The sequence below is a fragment of the Actinopolymorpha alba DSM 45243 genome (assembly GCF_000373925.1).
In the GTDB taxonomy this organism is placed as follows: Bacteria; Actinomycetota; Actinomycetes; order Propionibacteriales; family Actinopolymorphaceae; genus Actinopolymorpha; species Actinopolymorpha alba.
Genome location: NZ_KB892764.1, coordinates 31,235 through 47,606, shown reverse-complemented (window position 1 = coordinate 47,606; position 16,372 = coordinate 31,235). Strand labels below are relative to the sequence as shown.

The following is a 16,372-nucleotide window of genomic DNA, read 5'->3' as shown; positions in this document are numbered from 1 at the left end:
TGGCTTCATGATCATGGCCCCTCGAGGCCCTGAGAGCGGGCCGTGCGGCCGGTCCAGGCGCCGTGATGCTTGCCGTTGTGGGTCGGGGGCACCCTTGTACGGCTCTATTGGCCAAGGGTGCCCCTGACCCAGAACGATGGCCCTACCGGATGCTGGAGGACCTTGTTTTGTTGGGGTTTCGGGGCCGGGTCTTGTCGGTGGTCGCCGCTAGTGTTCGGGTATGGATTCGACCTCGGCGGATGCGGGCCGGCACCCGTTCTCGGTGCTGGTCGGGCGGGTGCGTGTCCGCCTCGCCGAGGAATCGGGTGCGCNGTTGTGGTCGACTCCTGACGAGGAGCTCACCGGCCTGCTCATGAGCCTGGAGGCTCTCTCGGCGCAGCTGGAGGCGGTCAAGCTTCAGGTGATCCGCGAGGCGGACCGGCAGGACCTCGGCCGTACCGCTGGCGCGACCAGCACAGCCGCCTGGCTGTCGTCGCTGCTGCGGATGCGACCCGAACACGCGCGGGCTGCGGTGCGCCTGGCGAACGACCTCGACACTGCCCTGCCGTTGGTGCAGCTTGCGTTGAACGCGGGTGAGATCAGCGCCGATCACGCCCGCGTGATTGCGAAGGCGATTCGCGATCTACCGAAGGAAGCCGGTCAGGAGACACGCGCCGAGGCCGAGCAGGTGCTGGTGGAGCATGCTCGGGTTTTTGACCCGAAAGACCTTGCCGGTCTGGGTCGGGCGGTGTTGAACGCTGTGGACCCGGACTTGGCGGACAAGGTGTTGGCGAAGAAGCTCTCCGAAGAAGAAGCCAAGGCTGCCCGGCGGTGTGAGTTGTCGCTGTACGACGCCCCGGACGGCTCCGGCACCCACATCCGCGGGAAGCTCGACCCGATCGCGGCCGACCGGTTCCGCACCGCCATCGAGCTCCTCTCCAAACCACTCCCGACAACCGCCGACGGGCTGGACCCCCGAAGCGCCGCCCAACGCAGAGGCGAGGCGCTCGACGAGCTCGTCCGCCGCTACCTCAACTCCGGAGAGTCCCCCACCCAGGGTGGAGAGAAGCCCCACATCGTCGTCACCATCACCGACGAAAACCTCGTCAACGGCACCGGACTCGGCCGACTCCTCCGGACCGGCACCTACGTCTCCGCCCGCACCGTCCAAGAATGGGCGTGTGACGCCAAAGTCAGCTGGTTCGGCATCCGCGACGGCGAAGTCGCCCTCTCCGACGGCACCAGATTCTTCACCGGACGCCTCCGCAAGTTGCTGGAGCTACGGGATCGCGGATGCGCGTTCCCCGGCTGCGACCGCCCACCAGCCTGGTGCCACGGCCACCACCTCAAATCCTGGTTGAGCGGCGGACCGACCATCCTGGCCAACGGGGTCTTGCTCTGCGGCTACCACCACCGCCTCATCCACCAAGGAACCTGGCAAATCCAGCTAGCAGCCGACGGCATACCCGAATTCACCCCACCCGAATGGATCGACCCCAACCGCAACCCCATCCGCAACAACCGACTCCGAACCTGACAGGCCAGGAGCAGGAGAGATTCACCGATCCGCGACGAGCGCGTGCGCTTCAGCTCGCATCGGACCGCTGATCACTCGAGGGCGAACCCGGTCTATCGGCTGTTGCCTCGGGCGCGGACCCGGGTGCCCTCGCCCGGTGCGCTGATGATCTCGAGCGCACCGCCGATCTCGTTGATCCGCTCCCGCATCGAACGCAGTCCCAAGTGCCCCGGAAACGACGCGCTCGGGTCGAATCCCGTGCCGTCGTCGCTGATCTCCAGGACAAGCTCGCCGGCACTGCTGTCCAGGCGCATCGTGACGTGGTGGGCGTGGGCGTGCCGCGCGATGTTCTGCAACGCCTCCTGGGCGATGCGATAGAACGCCTGCTTCACCTTGAGTGCGGCGGCGGGTTCTGTGCCGAGATCCGCATGCGTCACGACGCCGTGCCGGGCGTGCAACGCCGCAAGTTGTTTGTGGAGCGCGACGACGAGTCCCTCCTCGGCCAGCGCCTGCGGTCGCAACTCGAAGATCAGCGCCCGCATGTCGGCAAGCCCCGCCTCGGCCAGTTGAAGGATGTAGCCGATCGGCTGATCGACCTGCTCGGGTGCGTAGTCGAGAACCTGACGAGCGGTGCGGGCGCCGAGCGCGATGCCGTACAACGCCTGCGACACCGAGTCGTGGAGCTCGCGGGCGAGACGCTGCCGCTCTTCCAGGGCGGCCTTCTCCTGGGCGGCCGCTACCAACTGCGAGCTGTCCACGGCCGACGCCGCCTTCCCAGCGATGATGGAAAGGTACGCGAGTTCGAGCTTGCTCGGATGTTCACCGGCCGGGCACTGCGAGCAGAGGACGCCCAACACGACGCCACGCGACATCAACGGAACGCAGACAAGCACCGCTTCACGCCCAGCCGAGCCCTGACGCCGCGGCCCGGCCGACTCCGGGCGCCCTCCCACCAGCTCCGCCAGCACCTCCTCCTGGACGATCGGGGACCGCGCCGCGATCGCCGCCTGAGCGAGGTTCGGCACTCCCGACGATCCCACTCCCGCCATGCCCGCCTCGAGCGTCTCGACCGGGCCGTAACAGGCGGAAAGCCGCAGCGACAGGTCACCATCGAGCAGGTACACCGCACACGCCCGCGCACCGGTCGCCGCGACGACGCTGCGGGTCAGGGTGTCGAGCGTCTGCTCAAGCGGTTTGGTGTCGGGCGTTGTGATCGCCAGCCGCTCCAGGTTGCTGCACGCGCGATCGTGTTCGACCTCCATGCCCACGTGCGGAGCGAACAGGCTGACCACCCGCACGTCCTCGGCGGTGAACCGCCGTCCCCCACCGTCGGCGACCTGGATAACTCCGCCGGGACGCTCATAGCCGGGTACGGGAACCAACAACACCGAACGCAGTCCCACCGCCGCGAGCGGTACGCCGTCCCGGTCGTCGACCAGGTCCGTGACGGTCATCGGCTGCTGGCTGCGTACGACGTCGCCCTCCAAGGTGTTTTCGGTCGGCACCCAGGTACCCCTGAGTTGGCGGACGGCCGCACCATCGACCGCACGGACCAGCAGGTCCTCCCCCTCTTCCAGAGTCATCACGGCGCAGGCGGAGGCGCCGACGAGTTCGCGGGCCCGCCGGGCGATCAGTGCCAGGACGGCATCGCGGTCCAGGCCGTCACGCACCGCCTCGTTGACCTCGGCCACAGCGCTCAGCGGATCGATCCGCGCGCGCCCCTCACGGTGGCCGAGAGAGTTTCGGCTCGAAAGTATGGTCATCGCTGTACCAGTTCGTACGCCAATCTTGGGGCCAGTTCGTACGTCATTGCTGGGCTAGCTCGTACGTCGATACCAAGCCGCTCTGTACGGCGTACAACGCGGCCTGTGTCCGGCTCTGGACGTTCAGCTTGCTGAGGATGTTGCTGACGTAGGTTTTGACGGTCTGCTGCCCGACGGACAACTCGCGCGCGATCTCCTTGTTCGATCGGCCGCGGGCGAGAAGGATCAGAACCTCCACCTCGCGCCGGGTGAGGTGCTCGGGGCTGCTCGGTACGCGGAGTTCTCGCACCAGTCGGGCCGCCGCGGCCGGCGACAGGTGGACCTGGCCCGACGCCGCCGCCCGGACCGCTCGCCGCAGCCCGTCGGCATCGGTGTCCTTGAGCAGGTATCCGATCGCACCGGCCCGTAAGGCGTCGACCACCAGGTGGTCCTCGAGAAAGCTCGTCAGGGCGACCACCTCGACGTCGGGCAGTTCGCGCCGGATCGCCGCGGTGGCGCTGATTCCGTCCATGACGGGCATCAGCAGATCCATGAGAACGACGTCCGGCTCCAGCTGGTGGGCGAGTTCGAGCGCGTCTCTGCCGTTTACCGCCTCCCCCAGAACGTCGATGTCGTCATCGAGCGTCAGGAACATCCGCAAACCCTGCCGAACCACAGCGTGGTCCTCAGCGATCAACAGGCGGACAGCCATCGAACCCCCCTCCCGCCGGGTCCGCACGCTGTGAGGTTCCAGCCCCGCTCGGGCTTCGCCTGCCGGGCCCACCCCCACCGCTGGTTCCGGCCCCGCTCTGGCTGCGCCCGCCCGGGCCAACCCCCACCGCTGCGGACCGCACCCCCAGCTTGCGGTGCCTCGTAGGTAGATGGCTCCTGGCTAAGAAGCCTACGTCGGCCCACCTTGGAATCTCCCCGGTTCGGCAGAGCGCCGCGTGCCCTTGGGCGTATCCATGCCGATGGTCGTCGATGCTTCGGATTGCCTGAATCCGCACGTTCGCACTGACTTCCAGTCCGGCCGGCGGAGTCCCGGGTGCCGCGACCAACTGCTGGCCCGAACCCCCCTCGAACAGGCGATGCGTTGACCGATCCGAGGGAGCTCACGCCCCCAGCGAGTAGGGGGCCCCTCCTCCCCCGAAGGGGGGCCCGGATCACTGAGCGAGGAGGGAGGTGTGCGCGGCATTCCCGCGCGCACGATTGAGGCAACGGGGAATCCATAAGGAATTTGGGGGGCGGCGCCGTATGTGCGCCCACATAGAGAAGATTTCCGGGGGGTCGTTCCAGCGGTGGTACCGCTGGTCGGTCCGGCGACTCCATGACCGCCGGGTCAGGCGCTTCGCGCTGGTCGGCCTGGTTGGCGTAGGCGTCAACAGCCTTGGGCTGTTTCTCCTGCACGGCGTTGCCAGGGTGCCGCTCGTGTTCGCATCCGCGCTGGCCGCGGAGCTGGCCGTCGCCCACAACTACCTGGTCAACGAGGTGTGGACGTTTACGACACGTCGCCCCACGCTGTCCCGCTTCGCGAAATTCAATCTGACCGCGCTGGTCGCGCTTTCGGTGAATGTCGTTGTGGTGCGTGGCCTGGTGGATCTCGGCCTGTTCTACCTGGTGGCGAACCTCTTCGGCATCGCTGCCGCACTGACCATCAATCTCACCGTGAGTACGACATGGATATGGGGTGGCAGGACAGATGGAGTCGTTGGTGTACGGCGCTTTGGTGACTATCTCGGTGCTCCTAAGCATCCAGGCGGCGCACATCCTCTACCTGATGATTTACACCTGGGACCAGGACGTGGGAGAGCTGACGAAGGCTCCGGAAGAACTCATCGAGCCGCGCCTGTCGTTCACCGCCATCGTCCCCGCCCGGCACGAGGAGGAGGTGATCGCCACCACCCTCGAGCGGATGGTCCACTGCAACTACCCGACGACGCTGCTCCAGGTGATCGTCGTCTGTTCCGTCGACGACACCGGGACGATCGACCGCGTCGCCGAAAAGATCGATGACCTTCGCCGGGAAGGTCTTTACAACGCCGAGTTGGTGGTGTTCGACGACCTCCCGATCAACAAGCCACACGGGCTGAACTGCGCGCTGCAGCGTGCGCAGGGAGAGGTCGTCACCATCTTCGACGCCGAGGACGAGATGCATCCGGAGATCCTCCGGGTCATCAACACCGTGATGTCGACCGAGGGTGTCAACATCGTCCAGGCGGGCGTACAGCTGATGAACTACGGCTCGAACTGGTATTCCACCTTCAACGTGCTCGAATACTTCTTCTGGTTCAAGAGCCGGCTCCATCACCACGCCAAGCACAACTCGATTCCGCTTGGCGGCAACACCTGTTTCTTCAGCCGCGAACTGCTGGCCCGCGTTGGTGGTTGGGACGAGACGAACCTCACCGAGGACGCCGAGATCGGCCTGCGGATGAGCAGCCTCGGTGAACACGTCCGAGTGATGTACGACGACAGGTACGTCACCAAGGAGGAGACTCCGCCATCGCTCGGGCAGTTCATCAAGCAGCGCACCCGCTGGAACCAAGGCTTCATGCAGACGCTGCGCAAGGGAACCTGGCGGCAGATGCCGACCTTCCACCAGCGTTTCCTTGCCTGTTACACGCTGGCATTTCCCTACGCCCAGGCGCTCCTTGGTCTGTACACGCCGGTCGCACTGCTCCTGATCTTCGTCCTGCACACACCGGTGCCGGTGGCCCTCGTGTCCTTCATACCCGTCCTACTGCTGATTGCCCATTTCCTGACCGCAGCGGTCGGACTGCGCGAATTCACCGATGCGCATGGAATGGTGCCGAGCCGAACGACCGTGGTGAAGATGGCGTTCATGTGGATTCCGTACCAGCTGGTCCTGGCCTACGCCGCGGTCCGCGCCCTGCGCCGACAGCTGAGTGGTCAGGGCAACTGGGAGAAGACCAAGCACGTCGGCGCCCACCGCACCACCCTGGAGAATGAGGAGGTCAGAAGTGGCGCCTAACTGGTCCACCCCTCTGGGGCGCTCTGGCCGACAGGCACTGGCCTTCTCTCTGGTCAGCGGCGCGATCACGCACGCCTACCACGTGTTCCAGTATCCGTTGTACGTCACGGATGAGGGCATCTATGTGCAGCAGGCCTGGTCGGTGGTGCGTGAGGGGATGCTGTCGCCGTACACCTACTTCTACGACCACGCACCAGGGGGCTGGCTCCTCATGGCGGCGTGGGCGAACATCCTGCCCGGGCAGTTCGAGGCGTTCGGAAACGCGATCAACACGATCCGGGTCCTGATGGTGATCGCCCACGTGATCAGTGTCGGGCTGCTGTTCGGGATCACCCGGAGGTTCTCCGGAAGCGTTTCGGGCGCGTTCCTTGCCTGCTTCCTGTTCAACTTCTCCCCACTCGCGGTCTACTACCAGCGGCAAGTCCTCCTTGACAACCTGATGGTGCTGTGGCTACTGCTGTCCATCTACCTGCTGAGCCGGGCCGACAACCGGCTCGTGACCGCGATGGGCTCAGGCTTCGCCTTCGGGGTGGCCCTCGTCACCAAGGAGAACGCGTTGTTCTTCGTTCCGGCGCTGGCCTACCTCTCGTACAAGATGGCCAGCGGCGAACGCAATCGTCGGTTCCAGCTGCAGTTCTGGTGGTTCGCGGCGGCGATTCCGGTGTCGGTGTACATACTCTTCGCCGAGCTGAAGAACGAGCTCCTACCGAGTGGATTCGACTTCAACGTCAGCAACCCGCCGGCCAACCACGTCTCGCTGCTGTACTCGATCTGGTGGCAGATCAGCCGGAGCGGTCCGCAGGGACGGAACCTCTTCGTCCAGCTGATGGAAGGAAGCTGGCTGTCCCGGGATCCATACATCCTGATCGCCGGCTGTATCGCGGTGGTCCTCGTACTCCTCCTCTGGTCGCAGGACCGCGAGAATCGCCTGGGCTACCTCGTCGCCGGCATGATGGCGATGGGATACGGCTTCTACATGGTGCGCGGCAGCATCCTGCTGGACTTCTACGTCGTCCCGATGATCCCGGTCCTCGCCATGAACATCGGTCTGCTCTACGCGGCCGTGATGAAGAAGGCACCGGAGCGAGCCAAGATCGCGTTGACCGCGGCAATCGTGGTACTCGCCCTGATTATCCCCGGTGGCTACTTTGTCGCCCGAGGCACCCAGGGAAACCTGCAGGCGCACGACCTTTACCACCTGGAAGTGACCGCGCTGCAGGAACAGCAGATCGCGTGGGTACGAAAGAACGTCCCACCGAACTCCCGGCTCATCATCGATGACGACATGTGGACGGCTCTGCACGACGTCAAGCCGTACTACCCCCGCGCGCACTCGCACTTCAAGGCGGCATCGGACCCGGCGGTAAGGGACAAACTGTTCCGCCGGAACTGGCAGAACATCGACTACGTGATCATGTCCAACAAGATGCGGGCAGCCATGGAACGTAACAACGGCAACGGCGCCGAGAACTACATGCTCGATGCGATTGATCAACACGGCCAACGGGTCTGGGACCTGAACCGCGGTGGTATCCACCTCGCGGTCTACAAGATCGAGAAGTAGTACACCGGCCGGATACCGGCGCGGAAGTTGGCAAAGAGAGGCGATGGAGATGCGGAACTGGAACGGGCCACAATGGTCCTGGAGGAAGGTTCTGATCGCGGTGGTCGCGCTCATGGTCGTCGTCGCTCTGGGGCGAACACTTGTACCCGGTGCGCCAGGGCAAGGAGCCGTTGACACCACCGGCAGAGGGGGGAGGAACGCTCAGGCCCCCGAACCCCGCAAACCCCAACGCATCGTCGAGTTCAACGGCAGGAGGGTGCCCGTTGGGGAGGGTCCGGTGGCGGTGCTCAACCCGGCACTGGCCAAGCCCGGCGGGATGGTCAGCGTGGATGCCTCCGGTTTCGACCGCGGCGCCCGGGTGCAGATCATCCTCTCGCTCGGCAAGGGCAAGGACACCCCGATGACCTCGGCCAAGGCGAACCGCGACGGGGTCGTCAGCACGACCTTCACCTACCCCATGTCGGCGAGCAACGCCGGCGGCAAGCAGGTGGTGAAGGTCGCCCAGGAGGGCAGCACCAAGGTGGCCGTGGCGGAGCTGAACGCCCAGGCCGGCGTCGGCATGGTCAAGATCAGCAAGGCCTACGGCCCGCCGGGCACCTCGCTGACGCTTGACGCGCAGGGCTTCATGGCGAAGGAACCCATCAAGGTCTACTGGGGCCGGATCACCGGTGCGCCGACGGCGACCCTGCGCGCCGACGAACACGGCACGCTCATGAAGGTGCCCATCCGGGTCGGCGTCGGCGCGGTCGGCGCGAGCACGATCATCCTGGTGGGCGCCAAGTCCAAGACGACCGCGGTGGCGCCGTTCCAGCTGCTCCGTCAGTACCCCGTGGTCACCACGAAGCCGTTCGCGGCCCGGGCGGCCTACCCGATCGCCGTGGCCGGCAAGGGCTTCGCACCCAACGAACGGGTACTGGTCTACTTCGGCGGCAGCACGCAGGGCACGCCGGTCATGACGATGCGGGCCGACAACAACGGCATGATCGGGGGGACGAGCTTCAAGGTGCCGTTCGGGCTCAAGGGGCGCCAGTCGCTGGTCTTCGTCGGCGAGCAGAGCCGGGCCTCGGCCAAGGGCGGGTTCCTCGCCCTGCCGTACAGCCCGATGGCCCGCACCAACACCTACGGCGGTCTGCCCGGCACGATGCTCAACTTCTACGTCAAGGGCTTCGCGTCCAAGGAGGCCGTGCACGTCTTCGCCAACAACGAGCTGGTGTCGGCGTTCCGCGTCGACGCGGCTGGTGCGGCGGCGGCGGTCGGTAGCTACATGATCCCCGGCGACGCGCAGGGCAAGTTGACCTTCAAACTGGTCGGCGCCCGAAGCGGCGGAGTCGGATCAACCACCATCACAGTAGACAAGTCGGGCGGTCCGGTGAAGTTGCCGCCGCAGCCGAAGTACCACCTGCCACCCGACCTCAGGAACTAACCGCCAGCACCGTCGTGGAGGAGGTGGAGGAGGTGGCGATGACCGGCATCTTCGGACCGAATACCCGGGAGGTGCTGCACATGATCTCCCACCTCGACGGGCTCGGATCGGAGGAGATCGGCACGGTGGCCGCGGCGTGGAAGGAGCACTCGCGCCCCGATCGCGCCGCGGCGTGGGCGGCCATCTGGCAGGCGACAACGCCAGAGGAACGGCAGGCGATCCTCGATGCCGCCGCCCTCGCCCGGCGCGAGGCCATGGACGTGGCTCTGCGTGCCACCTGCTCCGACTGGGCGTTCTGGGCGGCGGCCTGGGACGCGGCGGCGGCGGTCGCCGCGTGTGACCGGATCGACCGGCGGCACCACCGTGTCCTGGCCGAGCCGTTGGCGACCGTACTGCCGTGGCTGTCACTGGCTCTGCCCGACCGGGTCGAGGTGTCGGGCCTGCGGGCGGCGATCACGCACCTCGGGGACACCTGATGACCAGAATCAGGACGCGCGTCATGATCGCCGACGACGACCGGGCGCTTCGTGACGCGTTGGCTGACCTGATCGCCAGCCAGCCGGATCTCGAGCTGGTGGGCGAGGCGGTCAACCATCCTGACGTCGTACGCCTGGCCACCAGGGATCATCCACGGGTGGTGGTGCTCGACGCCCGGATGCCGGGCGGCACCGCACCGGCGACGATCCGGACGATCCGTGATCGGACACCCACGACCGCCATCCTCGTCCTCTCGGCCTACGAGGATCCCAGCAGCGCGCTGGAGTCCCTGGACGCGGGTGCCTCGGGCTACCTGGTCAAGGGCGTCGCCAACGAGGAGATCCTGGAGGCCATCGCCCGCGCCGCGCGGGGGCAGGTGAGTCTCTCGATCCCGCTGGCGAAGGAGTGCGTACGGGTGATGCGGCGCGACCTCGAGAACGCGCGGCGCGCCGAGGCGGTGGCCCTCCAGAACACCAACCTGCTCAGACAACTGCAGGACCGCGCGCCGACCGCCATCCTTCTGCTGGAGGCGAACGGCCGGATCGAGCTGGTGAACGCCACAGTCCAGCAGCTGTTCGGCTTCCGCCGTAACGAGCTGGTCGGTGAGCACCTCACCAGGCTGGTGCCGGTTTCCCGGTCAGGCGAACCCACCGACGAGCTGATCTACCGGCTACTCAGTCACGAACCGCCAGAAGGCGAACAGCCCGAGGCCCACTTCACGGCCGTGGGACGACGCCAGAACGGCAGCACGTTCCAAGTAGAGGTGACGGCGAGCCAGCTGCCTGGCCAGCGCGGCGTGTCGGTGTTCCTACGCGACATCAGCGAGCTGGCCCTCGCGGAGGCCCACTACCAGCAGCTGTTCGAGTCCTCACCGGAGGCGACCGTCGTTGTCGACGCGGACGGCGTCATCCAGCTCGTCAGCACGGCCGCCGAGGAACTCTTCGGCTACCCGCGAGAGGACCTGATCGGACGATCCGTGGACGCGCTCCTGCCGGATCATCCGGTCACCATCTATCGGCGGGAAAGCGACGAGGTCCCCACGGAAGCCGGGGCGCCCACGGCACCTGGCGGGTTGGAGCTCGTCGGCCGAAGGCGGGACGGCACCGACTTCCCGGTCGACGTGAGCATCCGCCGGATCCGCACCGACGAAGGTGCCCAGGTGATCCTGACCATCCGGGACCTCACCGAGACCGCCGGGTCCCGAGCTGTGCTGGAGCACAGCGTCGAGATGCTCCGTGCGGCCGGCCAGGAGCACCGGAACGTGCTCGTGGAGCTGGTCCGCGCCCAGGAACGCGAACGCCTACGAATCGCGGCCGGCATCCACGACGACAGCCTGCAGGTCATCACGGCCGCCGCGCTGCGACTCCAGCAGCTGCGGCGCCGACTGAGCGAACCGGAGGACCTGGCGGTGCTCACCAAGCTGGAGGAAACGGTCAAACTCGCCGCGGACCGGCTTCGCCGGATGATCTTCGACTTCCGCCCGCCGGCCCTGGAAAGCGAGGGCCTGATCGCGGCGTTGCATGATTATCTCGAACAGCTCAAAGGTGAAATCGGCATTGAATACGAATTGACCAGTAACCTCGAAACCGAGCCGCCCGTCCCGACCCGTGTACTTATTTACCGGATTGCCCAGGAAGCGTTGATGAACGTTCGCAAACACGCGCAGGCCTCGCGTATCCAGGTGCGCGTCAGTGACGTCAATGACGGTTGCCTGACTGAGATCATCGACGACGGAGTTGGTTATCTTCCGCTCGAAGCTGAGGCGAAACCTGGTCATCTCGGGCTTATTCTCATGCGGGATCGCGCCGAAATTGTCGGTGGTTGGTGCCGGGTGGAGAGCACGCCTGGTTCAGGTACCATCGTGGAATTCTGGGTCCCGCGCGAGTCGGGATTGACCGGAGGCGATCTGTGAGCATCCAACCCGTTCCCGAGCTCATTCGGGTCCTGATCGTCGAGGACCACCCGGTGGTTGCCGAGGGCATGACGGTCCTCCTCAACGAGCATCCAGACCTGGAGGTCCTCGGCTGGGCACCCAGCGTCGCCGAGGCCGTCCGTATCGCCGAGGAGCGGCCGGTCGACGTGGCCGTCCTCGACTTCTGGCTGGCAGACGGCAGCGGCGCCGACGCCGCGGCCGGCATCCGCACGCGCCGACCCGAGACCGCGGTGGTGTTCGTCAGCGCTGACGACAGTGACCAGGCCATGATGGCCGCCATCGAGGCGGGGGCCAGCGGTTATCTCCTCAAGGCCGCGAGCGCCGGAGAAATCGCGGACGCGGTACGCCGCGCCGCCGACGGCGAGATGCTCATCCCGGCAGGCAAACTGGCCGCCCTGCTGGCGCGCAGCCGGGAGACCGCCCGGCGCAGCGCGGGGCTGGTGCGGCAACTCGAAAGCCTCACACCACGCGAACGTGAAATTCTTGACCTAATGTCGCAGGGGCTCGACAACCGCCAGATAGCCGACCGGCTGAGCATCGCTTATCCGACCGTACGCAGCCACGTCCGGAAGGTTCTGGAGAAGCTCTGCGCCCGCTCCAAACTGGAGGCCGTCGTCAGGGCGTCCGGCTCCTGCGACGTCGAGCCGCCCGCCGACTAGCCGCCCGGGGGCCCTTCCTTTGACCGGGCTCGGAGCAGTCGGGGTCCTGCTCGCAACCGCGCGGGAGTTCAGAGCCTGGGCTGGTCGATCACCCACAACCAGGTGCCGTCGGACTGCCGGCGGGCCACCTCGACAGTGGTACCACCATCGGCCAGGCGTACCGACGTCAGCGCAAGGTCGCCTTGACGGAGGGTTGGCCGCGGCTCTCCCGGAGCGAAGACGGGACGATCGGCCACAATCCGCTCGTACGCCCGGCGGATTTCCTCCCTGCCGCTCGCGATCCCGCCGTCTGGCAGGGCCAGCACCGCGTCGGGCTCGTAGAGCGCTACCAGCCCGTCGACGTCGCCGGCATTGAGCCTCTCCAGGACGAACCTGCTGAGGTGCTCGGGCTCCGTGGCCGGCTCATGTGGTCGTTGCGAATCCTTCGCCATCCTTGGCTCCCGGCCTGTGCCTCGTCGGCCAGGAACCCTTCCTGAGCCAACGCGATCATCGCAGGCGGCTCCGACAGCGGCCCCGACCAGCGGTCCGGACACGAACGTCTTCTGCGGCATTCTGGATCCGTCGGAGCCGCGCTGATCAACTCGCCGGGGTGCGGCATCTCGGATCGTGGAGACTCCGGGGTGCTATAGCACCGCGCAATTTCCACGATCTTGCCGAAGACGGCACCGGAAACTCCCCACTAAGCAAGCTGAATTCGCCTTGCATGGTAGGGATATGCCGCGACGGCACTATGCGAAGTTGATCAACGGTCCGCAAATCGGGCACTCCCCGCGATGGGTGTCCGACTTCGGGACCGTTGATCAACTACGACAGCACATTTCCTCTACCCCGCGCCGCACGGATCAGGAAAGCAGATCGGGAATTTCCTGCCGGGCGTACCAGAGCAGTTCATAACCGAACGCCTCGTCCACCGTAAATACCGCGTCCTCATCGCCGGCGTCGGCCTTCTCCACCGCCTCCGCCGCGGACCGCACACTGCCGGCCGCTGCTTCTTCGTCCACGTGGACCGAAGCCACCTTGTCCATCGGGATCGCAGCCTGTATCACCACCGCGGCCCGGCCGACCGACGCGTCGGGGAGCACCAACCCGTCCGGTGCCTCCGCGGCGACCACCACGCGGCGCGGCGGCGCGTCAGGGTCGAGGCTCAGCCGCCGCAGGGACGCCTTGGCCGCCTCGGAGGTCGCGGCGTACTCCAGCTCCTCCAGGTCACCCTCGGCGTACCACTCGCGCAGGGTGGGCGTCACCGCGTACCCCAGCATCGGCGGCGGCCCGAAGCCACCCGCCGCCACGGCGGCCGCGAGTTCGGTGAGCGTTACGCCGAGATAGACCCGCATGTCCGTTCCTTCGTTTCCGCGATCAGTGTTCGCCTGACCGTTCCAGGCTGCCAATCTACGGCGCACGCACCTGACGGTTGGTTCCGGCGCTCAGACACGCCAGGCGGGCGGGGCGGCAGTCAGCCGAGAGTGTTCTACGATCCCCCGCGCCGGCGGACCTTCGACACACCGGTGGCGTGGTGCATGGCGCGGTGGTGGCGCACCGCCCGCGCCGAACCCGCATGAGGGGTACGCCGGTGCCTGAGGCTCCGGACCGCGGCTCGGCTCGTCCGCAGGGACGTCTCGAGAACCTCGAGCCGCCGGTGTTCGTCCATCGGGTTCGGGCCAAGAATCACGAGGTCCTCGGCCGACGGGGCGAGGATGGTCACGCGGGTCCCCTCGGCACGTAGTTGCTCGACCTCATGGCTCAGCTGCCGGGTCAGGGCACGCCGCCAGTGCTGCAGCATCCACATCGACGGACCCATCGACTCTGGCGACGCGAGCCAGGCCAGTGGCGCCAGGACATAGACCTCGTCGAGTTTCCGGCCGGCCAGCAGGTCGGCCGAGGCGATCGACGTCGTACCCCCGTCCACATAGACGCGACCGTCGATCTCCACGGGCGCGAACCACCCGGGTATCGCACAGGAGGCGGTCACCGCCTTCGAGGGAGGCATGGCGCCGTTGGACGCGGCACCGAAGACGACCCGGCGGCCAGCGTCGTAGTCCATCGCGACGACCTGCAACTCAGGACGCTTCGGCCAGCTCGGGACAACCTGGTCGACGAGTTCGGCGAGGGCGTTGATCGATCCGCGTCCCCGAGGGAGCAATCCGGCAAGTACGACAGGAGCACTGAGAAGGCGCCGGTCGCGAACGATCGCGGCCAGCAGCCGGGCCGATCCCACGCCGGGCCACGGTGTGGGAGGCCGCCCGCCCAGCGCGTAGTCGAACTCGACCCCGGCCAGCGGGCTCCCGTCGAGCACCTCGCCTCGCTGATGCGCGCGCTGCTCCTCCGGAGAGACCCCGGCGGCAAGGAGAGCCGCGACGACCGACCCCGCGGACGTTCCGAGCAGGAGGTCCGCCTTCGTGGCTACCAGCCCGGTTTCTTCCTCCAGCGCGCACAATGCGCCGATCATCCAGGCGGCGCCGAGTACACCGCCCGCACCGAGTACTAAACCACGTCGCGGGCGGCTCATGGCGTCCTCCTCACCGTGGGCTCAGAGTCCTCTCCGCTTTTCAGTGTGCCCTCCCGCGCCGACGCTCGGGTGGTATTGAGACTGGCTCCCCAACGCCGACCAGCTCAGCCAGGGCATCCGGGATGCACTGCGCGAGTACGTCCAGATCAGACATCGCGTCGCGGTCCGCGTTCAGACCGAAGCAGACAGTGCCGTTGTACGACGTCAAGCCGATCGCCAGCGCCTGCCCCTTCGCGAGCGGCACGACGGGGTACGTCGTCAGCATCGGCGCCCCACCGACATACAACGGCGTCTGCGGGCCGGGGACGTTGGTGACGACCAGGTTGAAGATCCGCCGTGACAGCGAGCTCGCCACCCGGGCACCCAGGGCGTGCAGGGTCGGTGGCGCGAACCCCGCCATACCGGCGAGCGCGCGGGCCCGAACGGCACGGCCGGTCTCCTGATGGGCCTTCATCGCGTACGACACCTGGTGAAGCCGCATCGCCGGACTCGGCTCACCGACCGGAAGGTCGACGACGTACTCCGCCACCCGGCTCTGTCCCTCGCCGGTGAGCACACTCATCGGGACCAGCGCCCGCACCGACGTCGTCGAGGACACCCGGACCCCGCGGGTGAACAACCAGGACCGCAGTGCACCCGCGATGGTGGCGAGGACGACGTCGTTGATGTCGCCACCATGCCGGGCCCGCACCTCGCGGTAGTCGTCGAGCCGGGTGTCGACGGTGGCGAACCTGCGCTGCGCCCCGATCGGGACGTTGAGCGGGCTGCCAGGGGCCGGCCGCGCGGCCGTCCGCATCGCCGTCACCACGCCACCGACCGCCGTACCCACGCCGCGGGCCAACCGGCCGCCGGCCACGGGTAGGTCGGAGACCGTGCGGAGAGCCGCGTCTAGCAGATCGCCCGGCCGGTGTACGACGTCCACGAGCGCGCCCGCCAGCAACTCAAGCGATGACGGCTCGGGTGCCGGTGCCCAGTTGTCCGCCGGTGCGTCCGGCGTGTGTGCCGTCCCGTCGAGCACCACCTGGCCGATGTCGACGGCCGTGATGCCGTCGATGACGGCCTGGTGGGTCTTGGAGAGCAGCGCGAACCGGCCCTCCTCCAGACCCTCGACGAGATACATCTCCCACAGCGGTCTCGAGCGGTCCAGCGGCCGGCTCATGATGCGCGCGACCAGCTCGCGCAGGCGGTCCGGCGTGCCCGGCCTCGGGACCGCGGACCGGCGTACGTGGTAAGTGAGGTCGAAGTCCTCGTCGTCGACCCAGACCGGGTTGGCGAGGTTGCCCGGAACCCACCGGATCCGCTGCCGATAGCGCGGGACGTACGCCAACCGCTCCCGGACCAGCGCGAGCAGCATCTCGAACCCGAACCCGCCCGCAGGCGTCTCGAACAACCCGACACTGCCGACGTGCATGGGCGTCGTCGGCTCTTCCAGATACAGGAACGACAGGTCCACCGCACTCAGCCGATCAGGCATCCCGCACCTCCCGCTCCTCGGAACCCTCATGGTGGCACGCTCGTACATTCCCAGCGGCCGCCCGGATGCACAGGCTTTCAGGAAGAACGCGTACCGTGAGCGGCCGA

The 16,372-nt window shown here is 67.1% G+C and carries 13 protein-coding genes and 1 pseudogene; 8 read left to right on the top strand and 6 right to left on the bottom strand.

What is annotated here, in order from left to right; all coding sequences use genetic code 11:
• The first annotated feature begins 220 nt into the window (after positions 1–220).
• Positions 221–1,516: an HNH endonuclease signature motif containing protein gene (locus B141_RS41990; RefSeq protein WP_020577266.1), complete on the top strand. Its 1,296-nt coding sequence runs from the start codon at positions 221–223 to the stop codon at positions 1,514–1,516.
• Between the two features lie 92 nt (positions 1,517–1,608).
• Here B141_RS41990 and B141_RS45940 read toward each other — a convergent pair whose 3' ends face one another.
• Both B141_RS45940 and B141_RS0121570 read right to left on the bottom strand, forming a co-directional pair.
• On the bottom strand, positions 1,609–3,186 hold the full coding sequence (locus B141_RS45940) for a GAF domain-containing sensor histidine kinase (RefSeq protein ID WP_169512956.1): 1,578 nt from the start codon (positions 3,184–3,186) through the stop codon (positions 1,609–1,611).
• A gap of 115 nt (positions 3,187–3,301) precedes the next feature.
• Positions 3,302–3,949: a response regulator gene (locus tag B141_RS0121570; RefSeq protein WP_020577264.1), complete on the bottom strand. Its 648-nt coding sequence runs from the start codon at positions 3,947–3,949 to the stop codon at positions 3,302–3,304.
• Positions 3,950–4,491: 542 nt separating this feature from the next.
• Here B141_RS0121570 and B141_RS52895 point away from each other — a divergent pair.
• From B141_RS52895 to B141_RS0121540, 7 genes and pseudogenes are all read left to right on the top strand, one after another.
• Positions 4,492–4,911: pseudogene (locus B141_RS52895) on the top strand (GtrA family protein); the annotation flags it as partial.
• A 13-nt stretch (positions 4,912–4,924) separates the two neighbouring features.
• Entirely contained in the window at positions 4,925–6,229 is a 1,305-nt protein-coding gene (locus B141_RS0121565) for a glycosyltransferase (protein WP_237742765.1), read from the top strand.
• Positions 6,219–7,793 (top strand): ArnT family glycosyltransferase, encoded by a 1,575-nt coding sequence (locus B141_RS0121560; RefSeq protein WP_020577262.1) that lies wholly within the window; start codon positions 6,219–6,221, stop codon positions 7,791–7,793. The genes B141_RS0121565 and B141_RS0121560 overlap by 11 nt, the downstream gene beginning before the upstream one ends.
• A gap of 43 nt (positions 7,794–7,836) precedes the next feature.
• The gene (locus tag B141_RS41980; RefSeq protein ID WP_020577261.1) at positions 7,837–9,216 is read left to right on the top strand and encodes a hypothetical protein; all 1,380 of its coding nucleotides are present in this window, start codon (positions 7,837–7,839) and stop codon (positions 9,214–9,216) included.
• Positions 9,217–9,254: 38 nt separating this feature from the next.
• Complete coding sequence (locus tag B141_RS41975) at positions 9,255–9,692, top strand: hypothetical protein (protein WP_157181181.1); 438 nt, start codon at positions 9,255–9,257, stop codon at positions 9,690–9,692.
• Positions 9,692–11,605, top strand: a complete 1,914-nt coding sequence (locus tag B141_RS41970; RefSeq protein ID WP_084678433.1) for a PAS domain S-box protein — start codon at positions 9,692–9,694, stop codon at positions 11,603–11,605. Before B141_RS41975 ends, B141_RS41970 begins: the two co-directional genes overlap by 1 nt.
• Positions 11,602–12,285, top strand: a complete 684-nt coding sequence (locus B141_RS0121540) for a response regulator (RefSeq protein WP_020577258.1) — start codon at positions 11,602–11,604, stop codon at positions 12,283–12,285. The genes B141_RS41970 and B141_RS0121540 overlap by 4 nt, the downstream gene beginning before the upstream one ends.
• Before the next feature lie 68 nt (positions 12,286–12,353).
• Here B141_RS0121540 and B141_RS0121535 read toward each other — a convergent pair whose 3' ends face one another.
• From B141_RS0121535 to B141_RS0121520, 4 genes are all read right to left on the bottom strand, one after another.
• Complete coding sequence (locus tag B141_RS0121535; RefSeq protein ID WP_020577257.1) at positions 12,354–12,716, bottom strand: YybH family protein; 363 nt, start codon at positions 12,714–12,716, stop codon at positions 12,354–12,356.
• A gap of 411 nt (positions 12,717–13,127) precedes the next feature.
• Complete coding sequence (locus tag B141_RS0121530; RefSeq protein WP_020577256.1) at positions 13,128–13,619, bottom strand: DUF6912 family protein; 492 nt, start codon at positions 13,617–13,619, stop codon at positions 13,128–13,130.
• Between the two features lie 134 nt (positions 13,620–13,753).
• Positions 13,754–14,791 carry a patatin-like phospholipase family protein gene (locus tag B141_RS41965; protein ID WP_020577255.1) on the bottom strand — a complete coding sequence of 346 codons (1,038 nt, stop codon included), beginning with the start codon at positions 14,789–14,791 and terminating at the stop codon, positions 13,754–13,756.
• 40 nt (positions 14,792–14,831) lie between these two features.
• Positions 14,832–16,265 (bottom strand): WS/DGAT/MGAT family O-acyltransferase, encoded by a 1,434-nt coding sequence (locus tag B141_RS0121520; RefSeq protein WP_020577254.1) that lies wholly within the window; start codon positions 16,263–16,265, stop codon positions 14,832–14,834.
• Positions 16,266–16,372: the final 107 nt, after the last annotated feature.